Below are 20671 nucleotides of genomic sequence, written 5' to 3'. Positions count from 1 at the left end.
CGGCCGTACTTGGGATGCCCCCGGCAGTGAAGTGCAGCTGCCTCGGCGCATAGCCACAGCGGAAAACGGGCTGTCCAGACGTCGAGCCCGTGGTCGACGATAAAAAGTCTGGCCAACTAGGCGCCATGTGGTTGGCCAGATTTTGTGTCTCTTGCTTGTCTGTCGATGAGTCTGCTTGGTACAGACTTTTCTTTTCGCCAAGGTGGAAGCAGGCCAGCAGAATCAATGCCTTACACGCGATTTTGGTACAGCCTTTTTTGTCTGCCGTTATCTAGCGATGCAGCAGCGGATGCCATTAACCTAGCTATACCATCCGCTGAGCAACGCCCACCAATCTGCTGCCATGATCAACCCACACCGCATCGATTTTGTTTCTCTATCGCTGTTCGCTTTAGTGGCACGCACCGGCAGCATCAGCAAGGCGGCCGCATTGGCGCATCTGGCGGTCGGCGCTGCGAGCAAGCGCATTTCCGATCTGGAGGTCGGAGTGGGCGCGTCGCTGTTGGAACGCCATTCGCGGGGCGTGACGCTCACAGTGGCTGGCCAGGCGCTCTACCGCCATGCGCAGCGCATCCTCGCGGACGTCGATCTGCTTGCAGCCGAGCTGTCGGACTTCACCTCCGGCATCGTCGGCGTTGTGCGGCTCTGGGCGAATACCTCTGCGGTGACGCAATTCCTCCCTCAGCAACTGGCCGCTTTCACGCAGGCGAATCCGGGCATCCGGATCGAGCTGGAAGAGAAGAACAGCAGCGATATTGTCCTGGCGGTGCTAGACGGCCGCGCTGACGTCGGCATCTTTGCGGACCGTACGCCGACGCTCGGCCTGCAGTGTCTGGATTACCGCGAAGACCATCTCGGGCTGGTCGTGCCCAAGCACCATCCGCTCAGCCGTCGCAGAGAACTTCATTTGGCGGAAGCCCTCGACTACGACTTTGTCAGCTTGTCAGAGGGGACGTCGCTGGCCGAACGCTTACAGACCGAAACCGAGGCCATGGGGCGCCGCCTCAAGCTGCGCATTCGCGTGCGAAGCTTCGACGCAATGTGCCAGATGGTCGCCGCCGGGATGGGTGTCGCCGTGCTGCCCTTGCAGGCCGTGCGTGAGCTGGTGCGCTCAATGCAGTTGCGCCAGATCACGCTCAAAGATGACTGGGCCCAGCGAAGCCTGTTGTTGGGCCTGCGTGACATCAATGCGGTGCCACGCCACGTCCGCACATTGATCGACCATCTGAGATCGAGCACCCCTTAGCTTCCAAGGCTGCTTTCGCGTTTCGTGAAAGCTCGGTTCTCGCATTTGTTCTTCTGCCGCGGCCCCGCCGCAACCAGAATGCCTGCACGCGCCATTCAGAGCGCACCACAACGATGCAGGTTGGCAGCCTCACCCATGTGAGCGCCCCGTCGCCTGATATCGGCATCCACAGGAGACAACGATGGCTGGCACGGAAACCATGCCGCTTCAGGCGGCCACACCACCGACGCAAATCGACGAAGCGCGCATCGTCAGCAAGATCGCGTGGCGCGTCATGCCGCTGATCATGGTGTGTTATCTGTTCGCCTTCTTTGATCGCATCAACATCAGCTTTGCCAAGTTTTCATTGCAGACCGATCTGGGTCTGAGCGACACGGCATACGGGCTCGGCGCCGGGCTGTTCGTCGTGGGCTATGTGCTGTTCGAGGTGCCGAGCAACCTCATGCTGTACAAGGTGGGCGCCCGGCGGTGGATTGCCCGCATTATGGTTTCGTGGGGCATTGCCACCGCGCTGATGGCGTTTGTGCAAACGGAATGGCAGTTCTATGGGCTGCGCTTCCTGATTGGTGCGATGGAGGCAGGTTTTGCTCCGGGCGTGCTGTACTACCTGACGATCTGGTTCCCGGCGGCTTACCGCGGCCGGATGACGTCCATGCTGTTCCTGGCATCTGCTTTTGCGGGGCTGCTCGGGGCGCCTGCATCGGGCCTGGTGCTTTCACACATGGACGGTGTGCTTGCCATGCGCGGCTGGCACTGGTTGTTCCTGGTGGGCGGGCTGCCGTGCGTGGTGCTTGGTTACATCGTCTTCAAGGTACTCAAGGACCGTATTGAAGATGCCCGCTGGCTTGCGCCGGAGGAGCGTGCGCTCCTGAGCGCCAACATCGCGCGGCAGAACCGCGACATTGCCGGCCACTCGCTGATCGGTGCGTTGAAGACGCCGGGTTTCCTCATGCTCGGCCTGATCTACTTCCTGATCCAGGTGAGTTCGTACGGCCTGAACTTCTGGGCGCCGCACATGATTCGCACGTCTGGAATCACCAACCCCACCACCATCGGTCTGCTGACGGCTGTGCCATACCTGTGCGGGGCGCTCACCATGGTCGTCGTGGGCCGTGTGTCCGACCGTACGGGTGAGCGCCGCAAGTTCGTGATTGGGCTGATGCTGCTGGCTTCGGTGGGATTCTTCTGCGCCGGCATTTTCGACAAGCAGACCGCCATGCTGGTCCTGGCCCTCGCCATGATGGGCGCGGGCCTAGTGGCCGCCATTCCCGCGTTCTGGGCACTGCCGCCCAAGCTCGTCGCTGGGGCCGGGGCAGCAGCCGGCATTGCCCTGATCAACACGCTGGGCCAGCTGGGCGGGATCGTGAGTCCGGTGGTCGTCGGACGCATCAAGGACATGGCGGGCAGCACCACGCCGGCGCTCTACCTGATTGGCGGCCTCGGGCTTGTGTGTGCGGCCATCCTGACGTTCGCGATGCCAGCCCAGCTGCGCGCAAAAGACTGAGGCAGAGAGATGGAACAGCAACACGTGCAACCCGGTAACGGAATCGATCGCGCTCCCATGGCACTTCAAGGGGTGCGCGTTATCGAGATGGGGCAATTGATCGCCGGGCCTTTTGCCGGCAAGACGCTCGGTGAGTTCGGCGCCGAGGTGATCAAGATCGAGCCACCCGGCGCGGGCGACCCCCTGCGCAACTGGCGCATGCTGAAGGACGGCACCTCCGTATGGTGGCAGGTGCAGTCCCGAAACAAGCGTTCGGTGGCGCTCGACTTGCGCAACCCGGAAGCGCAAGAGATTGCGCGAGAACTGATTGCTTCAGCCGATGTGCTCATTGAGAATTTCCGCCCCGGCACGCTGGAAAGCTGGGGGCTCGGTTGGGATGTGCTGTCGGAACTGAACCCGGGCCTGGTGATGTTGCGTATCTCTGGCTACGGGCAGACGGGGCCATACCGTGACTTGCCCGGGTTCGGCGCCATTGGCGAAGCCATGGGCGGACTGCGTCATCTCACCGGCGAGCCGGGTCGCATACCTGTGCGGTGCGGTATCTCCATTGGCGACACGCTCGCCGCGTTGCACGGCACGATCGGCATTCTAACGGCGCTGTACCACCGCAAAGTGAACGGCGGCAAGGGCCAGGTCATCGACGTGGCCCTGAACGAGGCTGTGCTCAACGTCATGGAAAGTCTGATCCCGGAGTACAGCGCGTTTGGTGCCGTGCGAGAGCCTGCGGGGAGCGCCTTGCCAGGCATCGCACCGTCAAATGCCTATCGGTGTGTGGACGGCTACATCCTGATCGCCGGCAATGGTGACAGCATCTTCAAGCGCCTGATGCACACCATCGGGCGCACTGATCTCGCGGACGATCCTGCCTTTGCCAATAATGCGGGCCGTGTCGCCCGGGTTGAAGAACTGGATGGCGCCATTGGCAGCTGGACGGCATTGCGAACGGTCGAAGAGGCGTTGCACCTGCTGGCTGAAGCGCGCGTACCGGCCGGGAAAGTCTATACCGCCAAGGACATCGTTGAAGACCCCCACTACCGTGCACGAGACATGATCCTCTCGCAGCGCACCCGTGAAGGGGACACGTTGGAAGTGCCGGGCGTGGTCCCGAAATTGGAGGGCACACCGGGCACCGTTCGCACCGCTGCGCCGCGATTGGGAGAGGACACGACTGCGGTGTTGCGAGAACTCGGTATCGCCGATGATCAGATCGACGTGCTGCGGAACAAGGGAGTCATCGCATGACTGCCTGGAACGGGAATCGCCGCCGCATCCGCATCCAGGAGGTCGGCCCGCGGGATGGATTGCAGGCCGAATGCACCTTTGTACCCACGGAAGAGAAGATTGCGCTGATCGACGCGCTGTCCTCGTTGGGCCTGGCCAAGATCGAAGTTACTGGATTCGTTTCCCCCAAGGCCATTCCCGTCCTGGCTGACGCAGAGGCCGTGATGAAAGGCATTCGTCGCGTGCCGGGCACGGTGTACAGCGCGCTCGTGCCGAACGTACGGCGTGCCGAGCGTGCGATCGACTGTGGGGCGGATGAGGTGAACCTTGTCATGTCGGCCACCGAAACGCACAACCTCGCAAATTTGCGCATGACCCGTGAGCAGTCGTTTGGCGGGCTGCAGGAAGTGGCTGCACTGGCTCGCAGGGCTGGCGTTCGCGTCAACGTTTCGCTCTCATGTGCATTCGGCTGTCCGATGGAAGGCGAAGTCGAGATGGCAACCGTGCTCGACTGGGTGGGCCGCTTTCAGGAGCAGTTGGGCGCCGACAGCATCACGCTGTGCGATACCACCGGCATGGGATATCCCACGCAGGTGAACACGCTTGTGCGAGCGTTCCGTGAACGATGGGCCGATGCGGCGTTGACGCTGCACTTCCATAACACCAGAGGCATGGGGCTCGCGAATGTGCTGGCGGCAATCGATGCCGGCGCAGAGAGCTTCGACGCTTCACTGGGGGGCATTGGCGGCTGTCCGTACGCGCCAGGGGCCACCGGTAACATCTGTACCGAAGATACCGTGCATGCGCTTGAACTGATGGGCTACGACACAGGAGTCAACCTGGCTGGTCTGGTGGCGGTATCGCGTCGCCTTCCTGCGCTGGTCGGACACGACACGCCGAGTCAGATCGCTAAAGCCGGACAACGGCTTCAACTGCATCCCGCTCCGCACGACCTCGAGGCGATACGAGCGCGAGCAGATGCGCGAGTTTGACAAGATAGTCCGCGTGTTGCTTCCGTCTGCTCCGATAACGCTCTCCGTTGCAGGCGTTGGCGGCATCAGCGACGAACCCTTACAACAAGCGCTGTCCCCACCGGAATCAGACGAGCGTCGCCTCCGCCAATGCACCCTCTGCTGCGTGCCGCGCGCCGGCAGTCGGACGCACCGAAATCCGCGCGCCGTGCGTCTGTTCCACGGGCAGCGATGCCGTTGTCGCGACGGTGCTCGACAGCGTCAGCCCCAGGACGCCTTCACCGCGGGTAACGAGGTGATGCTCCAGATCCAGCGCGGCAGGCAACTGGCTATCCGGCAACGGGCTGACCAGCACCACGGCCGCGTCACCCACCGGCACCACCGCCGAGGCGATGCCCACGCCGGCCAACGTTACCGGGGCCGGCACCTGTATCGATCCGAGCAGGGCGCGATATCGCGCCAGACTCGTTTCAATATCCCGAACCACCACCGTGACTGAAGCGATGCCCTGTACGCCGTTGGCATGCTCGCGCACCTCGCCTTCGCGCACGCGCAGGTGGCGCGGGGTCACGTCGCCGCACAGGAAGGGCAGATCGGGGGTGGCAGGGCGGCCGAGTTCCCAGACGAGCTGGGCGCCGTCGGGGCGCAGACGGCCGCCGGGCAGCGGGCCTTCGTAGTCGAGACCACGCGCACGCGCGGCATCGACCACGGCGCCCACGTTGTGCGGCAGCAGGGCAAAGTCGACATAGCCTTCGCCATGCCGCTCGCCGAGCCACCACCAGCGGCGCTCGGGCGCGGGTTGCAGGAAGGCGATCAGCTCCAGGTAGCTGCCATCGGCAAAACCGACCAGCGCGTTGTGCGTGACGCCGTCGGCATGCGTGCCGCCGCGCTGCACGGTGAAGCCCAGCGCCGTGTAGTCGGCAATGACGCGCTCCAGATCATTCACGCGGATGACGATGTGGTCCAGGGTCAGGCTCATGGTGGTTCCGGTTCGAAGGGATGCGAGTGGTGTCCGGCGTCAGGCGGCCTCACCGCCGAGGTAGGCGCTGCGGATGCGTGCATCGTGCAACAGGTCGCGCGCCGGGCCAGACAGCACGATACGTCCGTTTTGCAGGACGTAGCCATGGTGGGCGATGCGCAGGGCGAGGCTGGCGTTCTGCTCCACCATGAAGACCGACACGCCGGTGGCGTTGACCTGTGCGATGAGGTCCAGCACATGGTCGACATAGCGCGGCGACAGGCCCATGGTCGGCTCGTCCATGCAGATCAGGCGCGGGCGCCCCATCAACGCGCGGGCCATCGCCACCATCTGCTGCTCGCCGCCCGATAGCGTGCCGGCCAGCGCATGCAGGCGTTCTTTCACGCGCGGGAAGAGTGCGAGCATGCGCTCGTAGTCTTCTGCGATGGCGGTGCGTTCGCGGCGCGGGTTGCGCGTGAAGGCGCCCATCAGCAGATTCTCGCGCACCGTCATGGCCCCGAACAACCGGCGGGCTTCGGGCACCGACGCCACGCCCAGGCGGATGATCTGCGGCGTCGAGAGCTTGAGCGTCGACACCCCATCGATCTGCACGTCGCCGGCGGTCGGCTTGTGCAGGCCGAGGATCAGCTTCATCGAGGTGGACTTGCCGCTGGCGTTGCCGCCCAGCAGGCTGACGATCTGGCCGGGCCGCACCTCCAGGTTCACGTCGAAATGCACCTGGGCCGGGCCGTAGTGCGTGTGGATACCGGCAAACCGCAGCAGCGGGGGAGGCGTGGCGATGGATGTCGTCATGGTCATGCGGCCAGGGCGGTGGGACCGGCGGCCGATGTGTCCAACGCTCCCACGCTGCGGTGGCCGAGATAGGCTTCGATGACGGCGGGATCGTTGCGCACGGCCTCGGGCCGGCCTTCGGCGATCTTGCGGCCGTTGTCCATGGCGATCACGCGGTCCGAGAGTTGCATCACGAGTTCGAGCTTGTGCTCGATCAACAGGATGGTCTGGCCCTGTGCCTTGAGTGCGGCAATGATGTGCTGCATCTCGGCAGTTTCGCTTTCGTTCATGCCGGCGGTGGGTTCGTCGAGCAGCAGCAGGCGCGGGCGTGCGGCAAGCGCGCGGGCAATCTCCACGCGGCGGCGGTTGGCGTATGACAGCGTGTACGTCGGTTGATGCAGACGCGGCAGCAGGCGCTCGCCAAAGAGCGCGAGGATGTCGCGCGCCTGTTGGTGGAGTGCGGCTTCCTCATCGCGCACGCGTGCTGGCCGCCACAGCGCCAGCACCAGTTCGGCCAGTGGACCGATCACCGGCCACCGCGGCCGCACTGCGCGCAGCTGCGTGTGCGCGCCGATCAGCACGTTGTCGAGCACGCTCAGGTTGCCGAACACGCGGCCGTGCTGAAACGTGCGTGCCACGCCGGCGGCAGCAAGCTGCTCGGCGCGCCAGCCGGTGGTGCTGGCACCGTCCACGCGCACCGTGCCCGCATCGGGCGTGTCGACGCCGGTGATGAGGTTGAACAGCGTGGTCTTGCCTGCGCCATTCGGGCCGATCAGGCTGACGACCTCGCCGTCGGCCACGTCGAGGTCGATGCCGTCGACCGCTGTCAACCCGCCGAAGCGCCGCGTGACGCCGCGTAGTTCAAGCCGGGACGGCATGGTCTGCCTGCGGGTCGGTCGCGCTGTCAGTCGAGCCGTCGGCGCCGCCCGTGCGCGTGTGCTGCAGCGTGGCCCGGATGGTTTGCGGATGCTTGAGCAGGTTCAGGATCGGGCAGGTACGCTCGACCGCTTCGAACAGCGCGTCGAGCTGCTCGCGCGATGCGGGCGAAGCGATGTGCACCGTGTAGCCGATGTCGTGCGGATACACCGGAACGTGCTCGTAGCCCGGATGACCGGCGCGGGCGTCGATCTGGCCCGTGACTTCCACTTCCAGTGAATCGATCGGCACTTCATGCTGCGCGGCCTGGATCAGGAAGATATGCGTCACGCACGAGCCCAGCACGCCGAGTTGCTGTTCCGGAGAGCTGGCCCCCAGGTTGTAGCCGGCAAAGTCCGGCGGGCTGTCGCTGATGATCTGGTGCTCGCGAATGCGTACGCGGCGCACGCCGCTGCGGCCTTCAGCGCTGACGCTGGCAGCCAGACGCACCGGTTCAAAGGCGCCGGACGCAATGCGTGCTTCGCGTGCCAGTACGGCCGCGCGTTTTTCGATCAGGTAATCGTTGAGCGTGCTCATGGGGTCCTCGTGTGAGTGGTGCGCAGTGGTGCCGAGTGGTGTGATACGGCGGGTCAGACCGTCCCCAGCAAGCCTTGGGGGCGGAAGCGGACCAGCAGCAGAAGCGTGAGGCCGACGATCAGGATGCGGTACTCGGCCGTGACGCGAAACAGTTCAGGCAGGCCGACAAGCGCCACCGCGCCGATCACCGCCCCCGCCACGCTGCCCAGGCCGCCGAGGATCACCATGGTCAGCGCCAGGATGGAGATCGGCGAGCCGAAGGTCTCGTGGTTGATGTAGCTGTAGAGATGCGCGGTCAGGGCACCGGCAACGCCCGCCAGGAAGCCGCCCACTCCAAAGGCCAGCGCCTTGTAGCGTGCGGGCGAGACGCCGTAGGCGCGCGCTGCGACGTCGTCTTCGCGGATCGCGCGCAGGGTGCGGCCCAGGTGCGTGCCCAGCAGGCGCCGCTGCAGCAGCCCCAGTGCCACCACGGCAGCCAGGCCCACCCAGTAGAACGCCGCGGCGGAGTCGAGCGCGAAGTTGCCGGCCGCCAACGGTGGAATCCCCGCCACGCCGATCGGACCGCGCGTGACGCTTTCCCAGTTGAGGATGACGAGCGCGATGATCTCACCGATGCCGAGGGTGGCGATCGACACGTAGTGCCCCCGCAAGCGGAACGCCGGCAGCACCAGCAGCGTGCCGAGCGCGGCAGTCACCACGCCGGCCAGCAGCACGGCAAGCAGCACGGGCACCTGGGCATCGATGGCCAGCAGCGCCGAGGCATAGGCCCCGATGGCCAGCAAGCCCGCATGCCCAAGCGAGATCTGCCCGGCCGTGCCCGCCACCAGCGTGAGCGACAACGCCAGCAGCGCGTAGAGCCATGCGTTGGTCAGTACCTGCACGACATACGACGACACGCCGGTCAGCGGCACCACGGCCAGCACGGCAATTGCCACGGGCCACACCCAACGCGGCACGTTGATCGGGCGGCTCGGTGCGATGAACGTGCCCGTCAGCGGTTCGGGCGGCAGCGCGGGTTTGCGCGCGAACAGGCCATTCGGCCGCCACACCAGCACGCCCACCAGCAGCAAGAAGGCGAACAGGTTGCGATACGGCGTACCGAACAGGGCGACGCCGTAGCTCTCGGTCAGGCCGAGCAGCAGGCTGCCCGCAATCGCCCCGGGCACATTGCCCACACCGCCGATCACGACCGCCACCACGCCCTTGAGCGTGGCCTGAAAGCTCATCGCGGGGCTGATGTTGTTGTAGTACATGCCGACCAGCAGCCCGCTCAGCCCACCCAGCGCAGAGGCGATGGCAAACACGGCCTGGTTGACCGCGTGCGTGCTCACGCCTATCTGCCGCGCGGCATCACGGTCCTGCGCGGTGGCGCGCACGGCCCAACCCAGCCGCGTGTAGCGCAGAAATACAAACAGGACCGTCGCACTGGCCAGGCCGAGCGCCGCGATCAGCACGTCCAGCGCACCGATGTTGCCGCCGCCCAGCGCGAAGCGCCAGTCGGGCAAGGGGTTCGGCAGCGCACGTGGGTCTGGCCCGGCCAGCAACTGGACGACCTGATCGATCACGTAGCTCAAACCGATGGTGGCCAGCAGCGGTGCAATGCGCGGTGCATTTGCCAGCGGGCGCAACCCGACACGCTCGATGCCCATGCCCAGCAGCGCCGAGCCGACGATCACCAGCGCGATCGTCACCCACAGCGGCGCATGCAGGTGCGTGATGGCAAACCAGCCGATGAAGGCGCCGACCGTATAGACCGAGCCATGCGCAAAGTTGATCAGGTGCGAGACGCCGAAGATCAGCGCCAGCCCCACTGCCAGCAACGCATAGATATTCCCGACGACGAGCCCGTTGACCGTGTAGTCGAGCCACGCCCCATGCAGCAGCGATTCCATCTTCGATTCATCCGCCCCGTTATTGCGCGGCGACCGTGGTTTTGCGATCGAGCAGCGTCCACTTGCCGTCCTTGACCACCACGTTGACGCTGCGCACGCCCAGCACGCGGCGCGTGGCCGGGTCGAACGTGGCGCGGCCGAACACCACGCTGGGCACGTCGCGCAGCTTGGGCAGGGCATCGCGGATGGCGCGGCGGTCGGTGCCGCCCGCCTTCAGCGCTTCGGCGGCCAGGATGACGGCGTCGTAGGCAAAGGCATTGAAGGCGTCGGGGTCGCGCTGGTACTTGGCGCGGAACTGCTTGACGAAGGTCTGCACCTCGGGCCGCGGCTCGTCGGGGAAGAACGTGGTGTTGGTGGCCACGCCGTTGACGGCCGTCGCGCCCAGCTCCAGGAACTTGGGCGAATACACCGAGCTGGCCGCCACGATCGGCAACTGGATGCCCGTAGCCCGCAACTGCCCGGCGATGAGCGCGCCGTCTGCGTAGTACGAGATCAGCACGATGCCGTCGGGTTTGGCGTCGCGCACGCGCACGAGCGTGGAGCGGAAATCCTTCTCGTCGGACTGATAGCCCTCGGTGGCCACCACCTGCGCGCCGCGTTGCTTGGCGGCCGTCACGAATACATCCTTGCTGGTGCGGCCCCAGTCGGTGTTCAGGTAGAGCACGGCCACGCGCTTGAAGCCTTCGGTCTTGACGGCCAGATCAGCCAGCAGCGGTTGAGCATCGGCCTGGCTGACCGACGGGCTCCAGATGAAATCGCCGCCCTTGGTGAAGTCCGGGTGCGAGTTGGTAAAGCCCAGTTGCACGAGCCCTGCGCGCTGGTAAATCGGCGAGGCCGCCATCGACGCTGGGCTGGAGAAGTCGCCCAGTTCGATGAGGATGCGGCGGTCGTTCACAAACTTCTGCGCAATGGCGACGGCCTGGCGCGGGTCGCTCTGGCTGTCTTCAAACACATACTGCAGCGGTCGCCCGTGGATGCCGCCGGCAGCGTTGATCTGCTCCAGCGCCAGGTCAAAGCCGGCCTTCCATTGCGCGCCGTACTGCGCGTTCTGGCCGGTCAGCGGGCCGGACACGCCAAAGTACAGGGGCTCGCCCGAGGCCGGTGCCGCCACGGCCTGTCCGGCAGCACCGGCTGCCGCCACCCACATTGCGCGAACCACCCAGCGTCGCCATCCAAGCAGCACAGACATCGTTTGCTCCATCGCTCATTGCACTCGAGAAGCAATCACTATGGGCTGCCGGTGCACGCGTGCCAACGAAGGATTGGGAGCATGCATATTCGCGCACTTGCGTTGCAGCGACCGGGCTGCAAAGCGCATCGACCAGCAGATGCGAGCTTTGCGTCACGGCGCTGCATGCGGCGCAAAGAAGGCCCTGAACGCCATGTGCGCTAGCGGCTGACTGCCACATGTCGTTATCGGCAATCCTTCGTTCCAGTGGTGCGGGGCCGGCCCGTATGCTGTGCTTTCGTTCCACAACGCAAGCCTGCACGCATGGCCATTTATCTTGACGACCGACAGCGCACGGAGTTGGCGCAGGCCGCCCGTCACTGGCTGTGGCGCACGGAGCTGCCGACGTGGTTGCTGATCGCCACGGTCTATGCGACCTGGTTTGGCGTTGCCACGCATGTGCGGCAACTCGGTTTGCCGCTGGCGTGCGTGCTGCTGACGCTATGCACCACGTGGTACCTGTCGTTGCAGCACGAGCTGCTGCATGGCCACCCGACGCGCCTGCCGTGGCTCAATGCCCTGCTTGGCGCCGCGCCGCTCGGCATCTGGCTGCCATATGGCCTGTACCGGCGCCTGCATCTGCAGCACCACGAGGCTGAACTCACGCATCCCGACACCGATCCGGAGAGCTACTTCCTCTTCGCCGTCGACTGGCACGCCGCCAGCCCGGCCATGCGCAAGCTGTATGCCGTGCGTAACACGCTGGCGGGGCGCATGTTGCTGCAGCCCGCGTTCTCGATCTTCACCATTGCGGCGGATGCTCTCGCAACGCTGCGCTCGGGCGACTGGCGCGACGCGCCGATGTGGGCGGCCCACCTGCTTGCCGTCGCGGCGCTGCTCGTCTGGCTGCAGACGGCCTGCGGCCTGCCCGCCTGGCTCATGCTGCTGGGCGTGGCCTATCCGGCGCTGTCATTGGCGGCGATCCGCTCGTTCCAGGAGCATCGCCCGGCCGATTCCCACGCCACCCGCAGTGTCATCAACGACGCCGGCCTGATGTGGCGCTTGCTGTTTCTCAACAACAACTACCACCTGGTGCACCACGACCTGCCTTGCGTACCGTGGTTTGCGTTGGCATGGGTCTACCGGCGCCGCGCCGACGACTACCTCGCGCGCAACGGTGGCTTCCATGTCCGCGGTTATCGGGAATGGCTGATCCGCTATGCGCTGCGCGTAGCGGCGCCCGTTGCGCATCCGCTGTTCCATGGTCCTGGGGAATATCGCGAATATGGCGAAGCGTGAGCGCTGGGTGGCGGCCCTCCCGATGTACAACGTCTCTGCGTCGTTGCGGGACGACTGGGCCACGCTGATCGAGCGGACAGCGCAAGCGCTGGGCCGTGGCACGTCGCCCGTGATGCTGGACACCGTGGACCCCGGCGAAAGCCCCGAAGCGCTGCACGCATTCTGGCGGCGCGACGACGTGTTGCTGTCGCAAACCTGCGGCTACCCGTTGATTCGCGGGTTGGCGTCGCGGGTGCAGTTGATCGGCACCCCGCGCTTTATGGTGCCCGGCTGCCAGCAGGAAGCCTACAGCAGTGCAATCGTGGTCCGCGCCAAAGATGGCCCCGCCACCCTGGCCGCGTGCCGGGGCGCACGCGTAGCCTGCAACAGCCCCGATTCGCACAGCGGCATGAACGCGCTGCGCCACGCCGTTGCGCCGCTGGTGCGCGGCGCGCGGTTTTTCGGGGCCGTCGTGCACACGGGCTCGCACTTGCGGTCGCTGGCGGCGGTTGCCGATGACGAAGCCGACGTTGCCGCGATCGACTGCGTGACGCTCGCCTTTGCCGCAGAGCACAGGCCGGACCTGGTTGCGGGGCTGCGGCAGATCGGCTCGACACGGCATGTGGCCGGCCTGCCCTTCATCGCCTCACGCCGCGCGGGCGACACGCTGGTGCAGCGCGTGAGGAACGCGATGCGCCAAGCCTTGCACGAAGACGCCGGCTTGCGCTCGAGGCTCCGCCTGGAAGACATCGTGCCGACCACGTTGGCGCACTACCGGCCCATCGCCGTGATGGCACGCGAGGCGCGCATGCGTGGGTATGGGGAACTGGGGTGACGTTTCCGGAAGGATCGAGGTCGAGCCAGCCACTGCCGATGACGGGCCCCTAAGGTCCGACCGTGGACCTTCAACCGTCAAGCTCGGGCCTCTGGGGCCCCAGCGCGAGCTTCGACGACTCGCCTTCCGCAGTCCAAGCTCAAAAAATCTCGACCTCCGATAGCCAGTTTTGGACCTCGGCCGTCATCGGGCCGTTGCCAAACTGCTCAAGCCAAGCAGCTCGGCTGGAATCGCCGGTTCAATCGCCGCCCGCATTGGGCCAGGATGTACGGTGCGCGCCCGCCCACTAGAGCCCGGAGGCTCCGTGCACAGAATCAGAAGTTGCAAGCGGCTCCCATCGCTATAATCCCCCCGCTGCCGCACCAACGGCAGCCGGGTTTGGCGACCTGTTTAGCAGTTCTTAGAGAGGCTATCGCGCAAGCGATGGTCCGCTCTTGCTCGCTTGTGTTGTTTATGGCGGGCCGGGCGGGGAGACCTTCGGGTCTGCCGGTCGTTCTCTAAGGGCCGGTTCGCCAGCCCCGCCGTCAGGCCCGCCACCCCTCGTCTGGCGACGAATGGCGTGCCTCCACTGCAACTTAGAGAGGCCGACATGCCACCTGTCGAAAGCGGGCACCGCCCCGCGTCTCATCCATCTCCACCCGAACTGCCCACGCACGCGCCCACGTCGTCTGACACAGGCACGCTCACCAAAAATCGCACTTACCTGAACGGCGCAATGGCAGCGCAGGCGTATCTCAAGCGGATACGCACCGCCATGCGCTCCCACGGCCAATGCCGACCGGGCATGCTGCGGGCAGAGCTTCAACACCTCTCTGCACACGCGTTCCCGCCGACATTCATCAAAGGCTTTGTGGATGCGATTGATGCCTACGTGTCGATGTCGCTCGGGGGCCGCGACGTCGATCCGCAGACGTGGAATGTATTAGCCGCCATCGAGCGGCGTGGCTACAGCCAATAACAACAGATTGACGCATTCCCGTGACGGGCGGGAATGCCAGGTTTTTCGAGAATGCCCCCCATGCCTTTGTAGACACGCAATGAATCCGAAGGGGTTGCGCGTAGGAGCAATGCGCGGTGAATTTCCCCGCAGGACATCCTTAACGCGATAACAATTAACAAGGCAATGTTTTTTTAAACAAGCGCTGCATTTATTAATGCGAGCGCTCAATGCCTATGCCTTGAGTGTTTTTATTAAGAACCACTCGAACCATTGCCGTGAGCGAGACGCGCCCTTTCGAACCGCAATCGTTTGCGCAAAAAGGTCGTTTAAGCGGCCAGGCTGGAGGGCGGCGGTGCGTCTGCCGGCCCGTTGCCGGCGGCTTGCACCGCGAGTTGGTAGCCGCGTGCGTACACCGTCTTGAGTTCCACGCCGGTCTCGGGGCCGAACTGAAGCTTCTTGCGCAGCTTGTAGATGTGCTGCTCGATCGAGCGCTCCACGATGCTGGCGTCTGCGCCCCACACGGCTGACGCGATCTGCTGACGCGACAGGAACGAACCCGGCGAGGAGAACAGCAGCCATGCCGTCGCAAACTCCCGCGCCGTCATGCGAACCGGGATGCTGTTGACCGTGGCCGTGCGGGTCAGCCGGCACAGGCGATACGGCCCCACCACGACGTGCATGCCGGCGTTCTGGCGCACTGGCGCGGCGCGGCGCAGCGCCCGTTGCACGCGGGCTTGCAGCTCTTCTGCGGTGAAGTGACCGCTCAACACGTCGTCCACGCCCGCGTCGAAGGCCGAGGCCATGTCGCCGCGGTCTGCAAACTGGCCGAACACCAGGGTGGGCCAGCGCATGTCGGCATTGCACTCGCGCCACGAAAGCACGAGCTGCCCGGCTGTACGGAAGTGCTGCGCGTCGATCATCAGCAGGTCAAACGTTTCTGTGCGGCGCGCACGCAGCAGCCCCAGGGCGTCGTCAAAGCGGACGCATTCCGTGTCCTGGCTGGACAGGCAGCTTGCCACGTAGGTAAAGCTGGATGGGTTTGAGGTCAATATGGCGAACTTCATGATGCTTCCCCCTTCAAGCCATCGCGCTGAAGAAATCGTTGCAGACGGCGCTTCAAACTGGGGCCAAGCATAACGTTCACAATTTGCTCACACATCCCTATAAAGAGTGAAATCACGTTTAGATCTGATTGCGTTTTTGTTGACTGTGCAATTGTCAATTGAACATGTCAATCCGCATCTCATGAAACGTATTTGCGCAAAAGCGCATAAAGAAACCCGCGAATCATCAGTCGCCTCGCGTATCTGACAACCTCATGAACCGGTCTTCGGCGGGCCGCGCGGTCGCTGCGCGTTTGCGTGTGCCTTCCTCTTCTGCGGAGCACGTAGCTGCAGGATGTTCGTCTGCTGACTGCTTCCGTGTGACGGCCCGCTTTTCCAGCACGCGCGATGCGCGCCCGCTGAGCATGGAGCCAACGCGCGTGGCAGCACACTGGGCAGCTCAATTTCGGTCCGTATACGAGAATTAAAATAATTTCAGATCGGAAGTTTTTGCGCCGTCACGATTCACAAAAGCGCGAATTTGGTGCGCGTTCCTTCTCTTCGTTTCGCGCCGATGTGCCGCCAGGCCAATACTGGCGCCACCCAGCTCAAGATCAGCACGGACCTCTCTCGCCGAGTGCACAGGTTTGAAGCGCGAGGCTGCCCCGGCATGGCATTCAAGAATCCTTTTGCCGTGCCGTCATTTCCGGTCAAAGCAGCCTGGGCAATCTTGCAGCGCGACGGCTTTGAAGATCGGTCAACGACAGCCGCACCTGTCTTCAAGATGCTCCTGCTTCAACGCATGCACCTGCGTACATCGCCAGGTCATGACGTCTCTCTCTGACGCCGCTGAAACAGGAATGAAGCAAATGAGAATCTCGGATATGAAGATCGGGGTGCGCCTTGGTGCAGCGTTCGCGCTTGTCGTGGCGCTGCTGATCGGGACCGCCGCCGTCGGCATCCAACGGCTGGACGACAACAACACGAAGATGGGCCGGATCGTCAGCGAGCGCTATTCGCTGATCGCCCTGAGCAACCAGATCAAGAACAACGGCTACAAGGCCAACGGCATTCTCAGCAATCTGCTGCTGGCCACGTCGGCCGACCAGAAAGCGAAGTACATGAGCGACTACGCAGCCATCCGCCAGGCCAACGGGCAGGCGTATGGGCGCCTGGAGAAGATGCTCACGACCGATGCGGGCAAGGCGCTCTTCAAGGAACAGTTCGACGCGCGTTCCGCTTACGGTGTCAGTGTGCGCAAGTTCTTTGAGTTGATCGACGCCAACAAGCCCGAAGACGCACGCGTTCTGTACCAGGGTGACATGAGCCGCCTGCAAGACCAGTACTACGTGCTGGTCGACAAGATGGTGGACCGCCAGGCCAGCGAGATGGAGCACGACGTCGGCGAAGCCGCCGAGCAAGGGGCCAACGCGAAGATCCAGATGATCGTGCTTGCCGTGCTGGCGACCTTGCTTGCCATTGCCACAGGCGCGTTCATCACCCGCACGATCACCGGGCCGATCAACCGTGCGCTGCACCTGGCCGAAGCCGTGGCGCAGGGCGATCTGACGCACCGTCTTGAGGTCGGCGCGCAAGACGAGATCGGGCGCCTGCTGACCGCGCTCAAGCGCATGACCGACAACCTGCACGGCATCGTCGGTCGTGTGCGTGGCGGGACGGACACCATCGCGCGTGCATCGCGCGAGGTGGCGAGCGGCAACATCGATCTGTCCAGCCGCACCGAGCAGCAAGCCAGCTCGCTGGAAGAAACGGCGGCGGCCATGGAGCAGCTCACCTCCACCGTCAAGCAGAACGCTGACAACGCGCAGGAAGCGAGCCGCCTGGCATCCAATGCCTCGCTGGTGGCGACCAAGGGCGGCGATGCCGTGGGCGAGGCGATCGAGACCATGAGCACCATCAACGCGTCGTCACGCAAGATCGTCGACATCATCGGTGTGATCGACAGCATCGCGTTCCAGACCAACATCCTGGCACTGAACGCCGCAGTGGAAGCTGCGCGCGCCGGTGAGCAGGGCCGCGGCTTTGCCGTGGTGGCGGGCGAGGTGCGCAACCTTGCGCAGCGCAGTGCCGCAGCGGCCAAGGAGATCAAGGCGCTGATCGAAGATTCGGTCAACCACGTCGGCACCGGCACCGCCAAGGTGGAAGAGGCCGGCCAGATCATCCGCGACGTGGTGGCCGGTATCCAGAACGTGACCAACATCGTTGCCGAGATCAGCGCTTCAAGCCGCGAGCAGAGCGAAGGCATCGAGCAGATCAACGAGGCCATCACGCAGATGGACAAGGTCACGCAGGAAAACGCCTCGCTGGTCGAGGAAGGCGCGACCTCGGCACAGGCGCTGCAGGACCAGGCCGATCAGCTGGCCGACATGGTCAGCGCGTTCAAGCTGCATGGCGACATGTCGGGTCATGCGCATGGCGCACAGAGCGGGACGGCCACGCTGGCGCAAGCTGGCTGGGCGCGCGCTTAGACACGTTTGTCATTCGCAGTTGTTGTCGCAGTGATGTTGCAGTCAGCAGTCCAACGGAGGAGGCACGGGTCGTCGCCAGGCGGCTCGTTACAGAAGGAATCGACGTAGCGCTTTGCTTTGGCGTTTCGAACGGTCCCGCCATTTGCCGAACAGGTGTCTGCTGCGCAACCGCTGTGCTGGTTGGAGGATTGCGCGCGCGGGTGCGCCGGCGTGCCGATGGCGGGACCCACCCACGGTGTCTCTTATCTCCTGAACAACCATGTCCTCGCACGCTCCTCAAATGGCCGACCCGGGTCCGGCCGCAGGGTTTGACCTGTCCAATGCGCCGGCCGGCCCTGCCACGGCGCTCCCACTCACCCCTGTCACCCAGTTGATCGACGCCTATCGCGAGCACGGGCATCGGCGCGCGCGGCTGGACCCGCTCGCACGCGTGCCCCTGCCCGACGTGCCCGAGCTTCGCCTGCGGTTTCATGGCCTCGACCCGGCGCAGAAGCGCGATGCCGCCAACGCGGTTCTGCCCACCGCGACGACGATGCAGGAACTCGAATGGCAGCTCAGGCGCGTGTACTGCGGCGCCATCGGCCTCGATTGCAGCAGCGTGCGCAAGCGCCAACGCCGCGCATGGCTCTACGCGCGCATGGAAGCGGAACTGCTGGCACCGCCGCTCGCACCTGACCAGAAGCGCTCGCTGCTGCGCCGGCTGGTGGCGGCGGAGATGTGGGAGCGTCTTGTCGGCGGCACGTTCGCGCATGCCAAGCGGTTCTCCCTGGAGGGCTGCGAGAGCCTGGTGCCGCTGCTCGATACGCTGGTGGAGGAAGGTGCCGGCCATGGCGTGCGGCAGGTGTTTCTCGGCATGCCGCATCGTGGGCGCCTGAATACGCTCGTCAATGTGATGGGGTTTGGGGCGCGCGGCATGCTCGATCGGCTCGATCCGGATTCGGACATTGCATTCACCCAGCGGGACCTGCCGTATCACCTTGGTGGACGGGCGCGCCGGATGGTGGGCGGCGACGAGGTGGCGCTGGTGCTGGCGCCCAACCCATCGCATCTGCAGAGCGTGTACCCCGTCGTGTGCGGCATGGCGCGCGCGCATGTGGACGAGCACCCCGGCACACCGTGCCTGCCCGTGATGGTGCATGGCGATGCGGCGTTCGCCGGGCAAGGCGTTGTCATGGAGACACTGAACCTGACCCGCCGCAGCGGCTACACGGCAGGCGGCGTCGTGCACGTGATCGTCAACAACCAGATCGGCTTCACGACACCCAACGTGATGGACGTGCGTGCGCACGACTACTGCAGCGACGTGACGCGCATGGTTGACGCGCCGGTGCTGCACGTCAACGCTGACGACCCCGAAGCCGTCATGCGTGCCGCTCGGATTGCCATTGCGTACCGCATGGAGCATGGCGCCGACATCGTCATCGATCTGATCGGCTATCGCCGCCTTGGGCATTCGGAGCACGACACGCCCGCCGTGACACAGCCCGCGCTGCACGCGGCCATTGCCGCGCATCCGACCGTCACGGAGCTGTATCACGCGGCCAGCGCGGAACCAGCCCGGTTGGCAGATCTGCGTGACGCGGCCGTGCGCGATTTGCACGCGGGCCCCGGCGCTGCCCGGGGTGAAGCCGACGCTTCGCTGCCGCACGGTGCGGCGCGCCGCCAGTTGCAGCCGTTGTCATTGCACCGCGTGCAGGCATTGACGCAGACGCTCACCACGCCGCCCGACGGCGTGCTGCTGCACGATGTCGTACGCGGATTGTGCGAGCGCTGGCGCACGGCGGTATCGAGCGGCGCGCATACGGTCGACTGGTGCCTGGCTGAAAACCTGGCCCATGCCACGCTGCTGGAAGACGGGCACAGCATCCGGTTGTCCGGCATGGACGTCGGGCGCGGCACGTTCATGCATCGGCACGCGGTGTGGCATTCCCAGGCAACGCTGTCCGACGAAGGCCGACGGTACGTTCCGTTGCAGCACGTGGCGCCGTGCCAGGGCACGTTCGACATCGTCAACTCGCCGTTGTCGGAAGAAGCGGCGTTGGGCTTCGAATACGGCTACAGCGTGCAGACCCGGTCGCGGCTGACGTTGTGGGAGGCCCAGTTTGGCGACTTCGTCAACGGTGCGCAGGTCTTCATCGACCAGTACATCGCTTCTGGCGAATACAAGTGGGGCTACCAGTCTGCGTTGGCCGTGTTGCTGCCGCACGGCCACGAAGGCGTCGGGCCGGAGCATTCCAACGGATTCCTGGGGCGTTTTCTCCAGCTTTGCGCGGATGACAACATGCGCGTGGTCATGCCGTCGACATCGGGCCAATGGTTCCACCTGCTGCGCGAGCAAGCCGCGCTGGCAACGCCCAAGCCGCTGATCGTCATGTCTCCGAAGACGCAGCTCCATGGCAACGGGCGATCGCATTCGTGCGTGCAGGACCTGATCGACGGGTGCTTCATGCCGGTGCTGGCGGATGCCTCGGTGGTCGCCAGGCAAACCGTCACGCGGGTGGTGCTGTGCAGCGGCAAGTTCTTCTACGAACTGCAGGCGCAGCGCGAGCGGGAGGCTCGTACGGATGTGGCGCTTGTCCGCGTGGAGCAGCTCTACCCCTTTCCGGAGGAGGCGCTCGCCGCTGCGTTGGCGGCATTCCCGAACCTGAAGGAAATCGTTTGGGCGCAGGAGGAGGATGCCAACCAGGGCGCATGGCGCTTCGTGCGTGAAGCGTTGGAGGCGTGTGTTCCGGAGCGCAGCCGACTGGCCAGTGTGTGCCGCACCCCGACGCCATCGGGCGCGCATGCGTCGGTGCGCGCGCATCAGGCCGAGCAGCGTCGCCTGGTGGCGGCCGCGCTGGGCACGTTGCGCTAATCGGAAGCTGATGCAGGAAGCTCGACCG

At 64.9% G+C, this 20671-nt stretch carries 17 protein-coding genes; 10 read left to right on the top strand and 7 right to left on the bottom strand.

Annotated elements, in window-relative coordinates; all coding sequences use genetic code 11:
* Positions 1-346 precede the first annotated feature (346 nt).
* From ABIC76_RS04375 to ABIC76_RS04360, 4 genes are all read left to right on the top strand, one after another.
* Positions 347-1246: a LysR substrate-binding domain-containing protein gene (locus tag ABIC76_RS04375; protein ID WP_354533541.1), complete on the top strand. Its 900-nt coding sequence runs from the start codon at positions 347-349 to the stop codon at positions 1244-1246.
* Positions 1247-1445: 199 nt separating this feature from the next.
* Positions 1446-2750, top strand: a complete 1305-nt coding sequence (locus ABIC76_RS04370) for an MFS transporter (protein WP_354533540.1) — start codon at positions 1446-1448, stop codon at positions 2748-2750.
* A gap of 9 nt (positions 2751-2759) precedes the next feature.
* Positions 2760-3992 (top strand): CaiB/BaiF CoA transferase family protein, encoded by a 1233-nt coding sequence (locus ABIC76_RS04365; protein ID WP_354533098.1) that lies wholly within the window; start codon positions 2760-2762, stop codon positions 3990-3992.
* Positions 3989-4963: a hydroxymethylglutaryl-CoA lyase gene (locus ABIC76_RS04360; protein ID WP_354533097.1), complete on the top strand. Its 975-nt coding sequence runs from the start codon at positions 3989-3991 to the stop codon at positions 4961-4963. Before ABIC76_RS04365 ends, ABIC76_RS04360 begins: the two co-directional genes overlap by 4 nt.
* Before the next feature lie 106 nt (positions 4964-5069).
* Here ABIC76_RS04360 and ABIC76_RS04355 read toward each other — a convergent pair whose 3' ends face one another.
* From ABIC76_RS04355 to ABIC76_RS04330, 6 genes are read right to left on the bottom strand one after another with little or no spacing between them, the layout of a single operon-like run.
* Positions 5070-5921, bottom strand: a complete 852-nt coding sequence (locus ABIC76_RS04355) for a VOC family protein (RefSeq protein ID WP_354533096.1) — start codon at positions 5919-5921, stop codon at positions 5070-5072.
* 39 nt (positions 5922-5960) lie between these two features.
* Entirely contained in the window at positions 5961-6713 is a 753-nt protein-coding gene (locus tag ABIC76_RS04350) for an ABC transporter ATP-binding protein (RefSeq protein ID WP_354533095.1), read from the bottom strand.
* Between the two features lie 2 nt (positions 6714-6715).
* Positions 6716-7570, bottom strand: a complete 855-nt coding sequence (locus tag ABIC76_RS04345; RefSeq protein ID WP_354533094.1) for an ABC transporter ATP-binding protein — start codon at positions 7568-7570, stop codon at positions 6716-6718.
* Positions 7554-8144 (bottom strand): OsmC family protein, encoded by a 591-nt coding sequence (locus ABIC76_RS04340; protein ID WP_343547923.1) that lies wholly within the window; start codon positions 8142-8144, stop codon positions 7554-7556. Before ABIC76_RS04340 ends, ABIC76_RS04345 begins: the two co-directional genes overlap by 17 nt.
* Before the next feature lie 53 nt (positions 8145-8197).
* On the bottom strand, positions 8198-10036 hold the full coding sequence (locus ABIC76_RS04335) for an ABC transporter permease (RefSeq protein WP_354533093.1): 1839 nt from the start codon (positions 10034-10036) through the stop codon (positions 8198-8200).
* 19 nt (positions 10037-10055) lie between these two features.
* A complete protein-coding gene (locus ABIC76_RS04330; RefSeq protein WP_502947834.1) occupies positions 10056-11225 on the bottom strand; it encodes an ABC transporter substrate-binding protein in 1170 nt (389 codons plus the stop codon).
* A 303-nt stretch (positions 11226-11528) separates the two neighbouring features.
* On the opposite strand from ABIC76_RS04330, the gene ABIC76_RS04325 reads away from it, so the two are divergent.
* The 3 genes from ABIC76_RS04325 to ABIC76_RS04315 all read left to right on the top strand — a co-directional run bounded on the left by ABIC76_RS04325 (position 11529) and on the right by ABIC76_RS04315 (position 14275).
* Positions 11529-12503: a fatty acid desaturase gene (locus ABIC76_RS04325; protein ID WP_354533092.1), complete on the top strand. Its 975-nt coding sequence runs from the start codon at positions 11529-11531 to the stop codon at positions 12501-12503.
* Entirely contained in the window at positions 12490-13317 is an 828-nt protein-coding gene (locus ABIC76_RS04320; RefSeq protein ID WP_354533091.1) for a phosphate/phosphite/phosphonate ABC transporter substrate-binding protein, read from the top strand. The genes ABIC76_RS04325 and ABIC76_RS04320 overlap by 14 nt, the downstream gene beginning before the upstream one ends.
* 589 nt (positions 13318-13906) lie before the next feature.
* Positions 13907-14275, top strand: a complete 369-nt coding sequence (locus tag ABIC76_RS04315; RefSeq protein WP_354533090.1) for a hypothetical protein — start codon at positions 13907-13909, stop codon at positions 14273-14275.
* Positions 14276-14583: 308 nt separating this feature from the next.
* Here ABIC76_RS04315 and ABIC76_RS04310 read toward each other — a convergent pair whose 3' ends face one another.
* On the bottom strand, positions 14584-15321 hold the full coding sequence (locus tag ABIC76_RS04310) for a response regulator transcription factor (RefSeq protein ID WP_354533089.1): 738 nt from the start codon (positions 15319-15321) through the stop codon (positions 14584-14586).
* Between the two features lie 649 nt (positions 15322-15970).
* On the opposite strand from ABIC76_RS04310, the gene ABIC76_RS04305 reads away from it, so the two are divergent.
* The 3 genes from ABIC76_RS04305 to ABIC76_RS04295 all read left to right on the top strand — a co-directional run bounded on the left by ABIC76_RS04305 (position 15971) and on the right by ABIC76_RS04295 (position 20643).
* Positions 15971-16144, top strand: coding sequence for a hypothetical protein (locus ABIC76_RS04305; protein WP_354533088.1), 174 nt, complete (start codon positions 15971-15973; stop codon positions 16142-16144).
* A gap of 25 nt (positions 16145-16169) precedes the next feature.
* A complete protein-coding gene (locus tag ABIC76_RS04300) occupies positions 16170-17789 on the top strand; it encodes a methyl-accepting chemotaxis protein (protein WP_354533087.1) in 1620 nt (539 codons plus the stop codon).
* A gap of 259 nt (positions 17790-18048) precedes the next feature.
* Positions 18049-20643, top strand: a complete 2595-nt coding sequence (locus tag ABIC76_RS04295; protein ID WP_502947833.1) for a 2-oxoglutarate dehydrogenase E1 component — start codon at positions 18049-18051, stop codon at positions 20641-20643.
* The last annotated feature ends 28 nt before the right edge of the window (positions 20644-20671 follow it).

This window comes from Ralstonia sp. 1138, from assembly GCF_040544795.1.
Lineage (GTDB): Bacteria > Pseudomonadota > Gammaproteobacteria > Burkholderiales > Burkholderiaceae > Ralstonia > Ralstonia flatus.
This window is presented reverse-complemented; position numbering and strand designations above follow the sequence as displayed.

What these genes read in the sequence shown, in the direction of transcription:
- ABIC76_RS04370 (WP_354533540.1), top strand. Translation starts at nt 1,446, where the DNA reads ATGCCGCTTCAGGCGGCCACACCACCGACGCAAATCGACGAAGCGCGC.
- ABIC76_RS04365 (WP_354533098.1), top strand. Translation starts at nt 2,760, where the DNA reads ATGGAACAGCAACACGTGCAACCCGGTAACGGAATCGATCGCGCTCCC.
- ABIC76_RS04360 (WP_354533097.1), top strand. Translation starts at nt 3,989, where the DNA reads ATGACTGCCTGGAACGGGAATCGCCGCCGCATCCGCATCCAGGAGGTC.
- ABIC76_RS04355 (WP_354533096.1), bottom strand. Translation starts at nt 5,921, where the DNA reads ATGAGCCTGACCCTGGACCACATCGTCATCCGCGTGAATGATCTGGAG.
- ABIC76_RS04350 (WP_354533095.1), bottom strand. Translation starts at nt 6,713, where the DNA reads ATGACGACATCCATCGCCACGCCTCCCCCGCTGCTGCGGTTTGCCGGT.
- ABIC76_RS04345 (WP_354533094.1), bottom strand. Translation starts at nt 7,570, where the DNA reads ATGCCGTCCCGGCTTGAACTACGCGGCGTCACGCGGCGCTTCGGCGGG.
- ABIC76_RS04340 (WP_343547923.1), bottom strand. Translation starts at nt 8,144, where the DNA reads ATGAGCACGCTCAACGATTACCTGATCGAAAAACGCGCGGCCGTACTG.
- ABIC76_RS04335 (WP_354533093.1), bottom strand. Translation starts at nt 10,036, where the DNA reads ATGGAATCGCTGCTGCATGGGGCGTGGCTCGACTACACGGTCAACGGG.
- ABIC76_RS04330 (WP_502947834.1), bottom strand. Translation starts at nt 11,225, where the DNA reads ATGTCTGTGCTGCTTGGATGGCGACGCTGGGTGGTTCGCGCAATGTGG.
- ABIC76_RS04325 (WP_354533092.1), top strand. Translation starts at nt 11,529, where the DNA reads ATGGCCATTTATCTTGACGACCGACAGCGCACGGAGTTGGCGCAGGCC.
- ABIC76_RS04320 (WP_354533091.1), top strand. Translation starts at nt 12,490, where the DNA reads ATGGCGAAGCGTGAGCGCTGGGTGGCGGCCCTCCCGATGTACAACGTC.
- ABIC76_RS04315 (WP_354533090.1), top strand. Translation starts at nt 13,907, where the DNA reads ATGCCACCTGTCGAAAGCGGGCACCGCCCCGCGTCTCATCCATCTCCA.
- ABIC76_RS04310 (WP_354533089.1), bottom strand. Translation starts at nt 15,321, where the DNA reads ATGAAGTTCGCCATATTGACCTCAAACCCATCCAGCTTTACCTACGTG.
- ABIC76_RS04305 (WP_354533088.1), top strand. Translation starts at nt 15,971, where the DNA reads ATGGCATTCAAGAATCCTTTTGCCGTGCCGTCATTTCCGGTCAAAGCA.
- ABIC76_RS04300 (WP_354533087.1), top strand. Translation starts at nt 16,170, where the DNA reads ATGAGAATCTCGGATATGAAGATCGGGGTGCGCCTTGGTGCAGCGTTC.
- ABIC76_RS04295 (WP_502947833.1), top strand. Translation starts at nt 18,049, where the DNA reads ATGTCCTCGCACGCTCCTCAAATGGCCGACCCGGGTCCGGCCGCAGGG.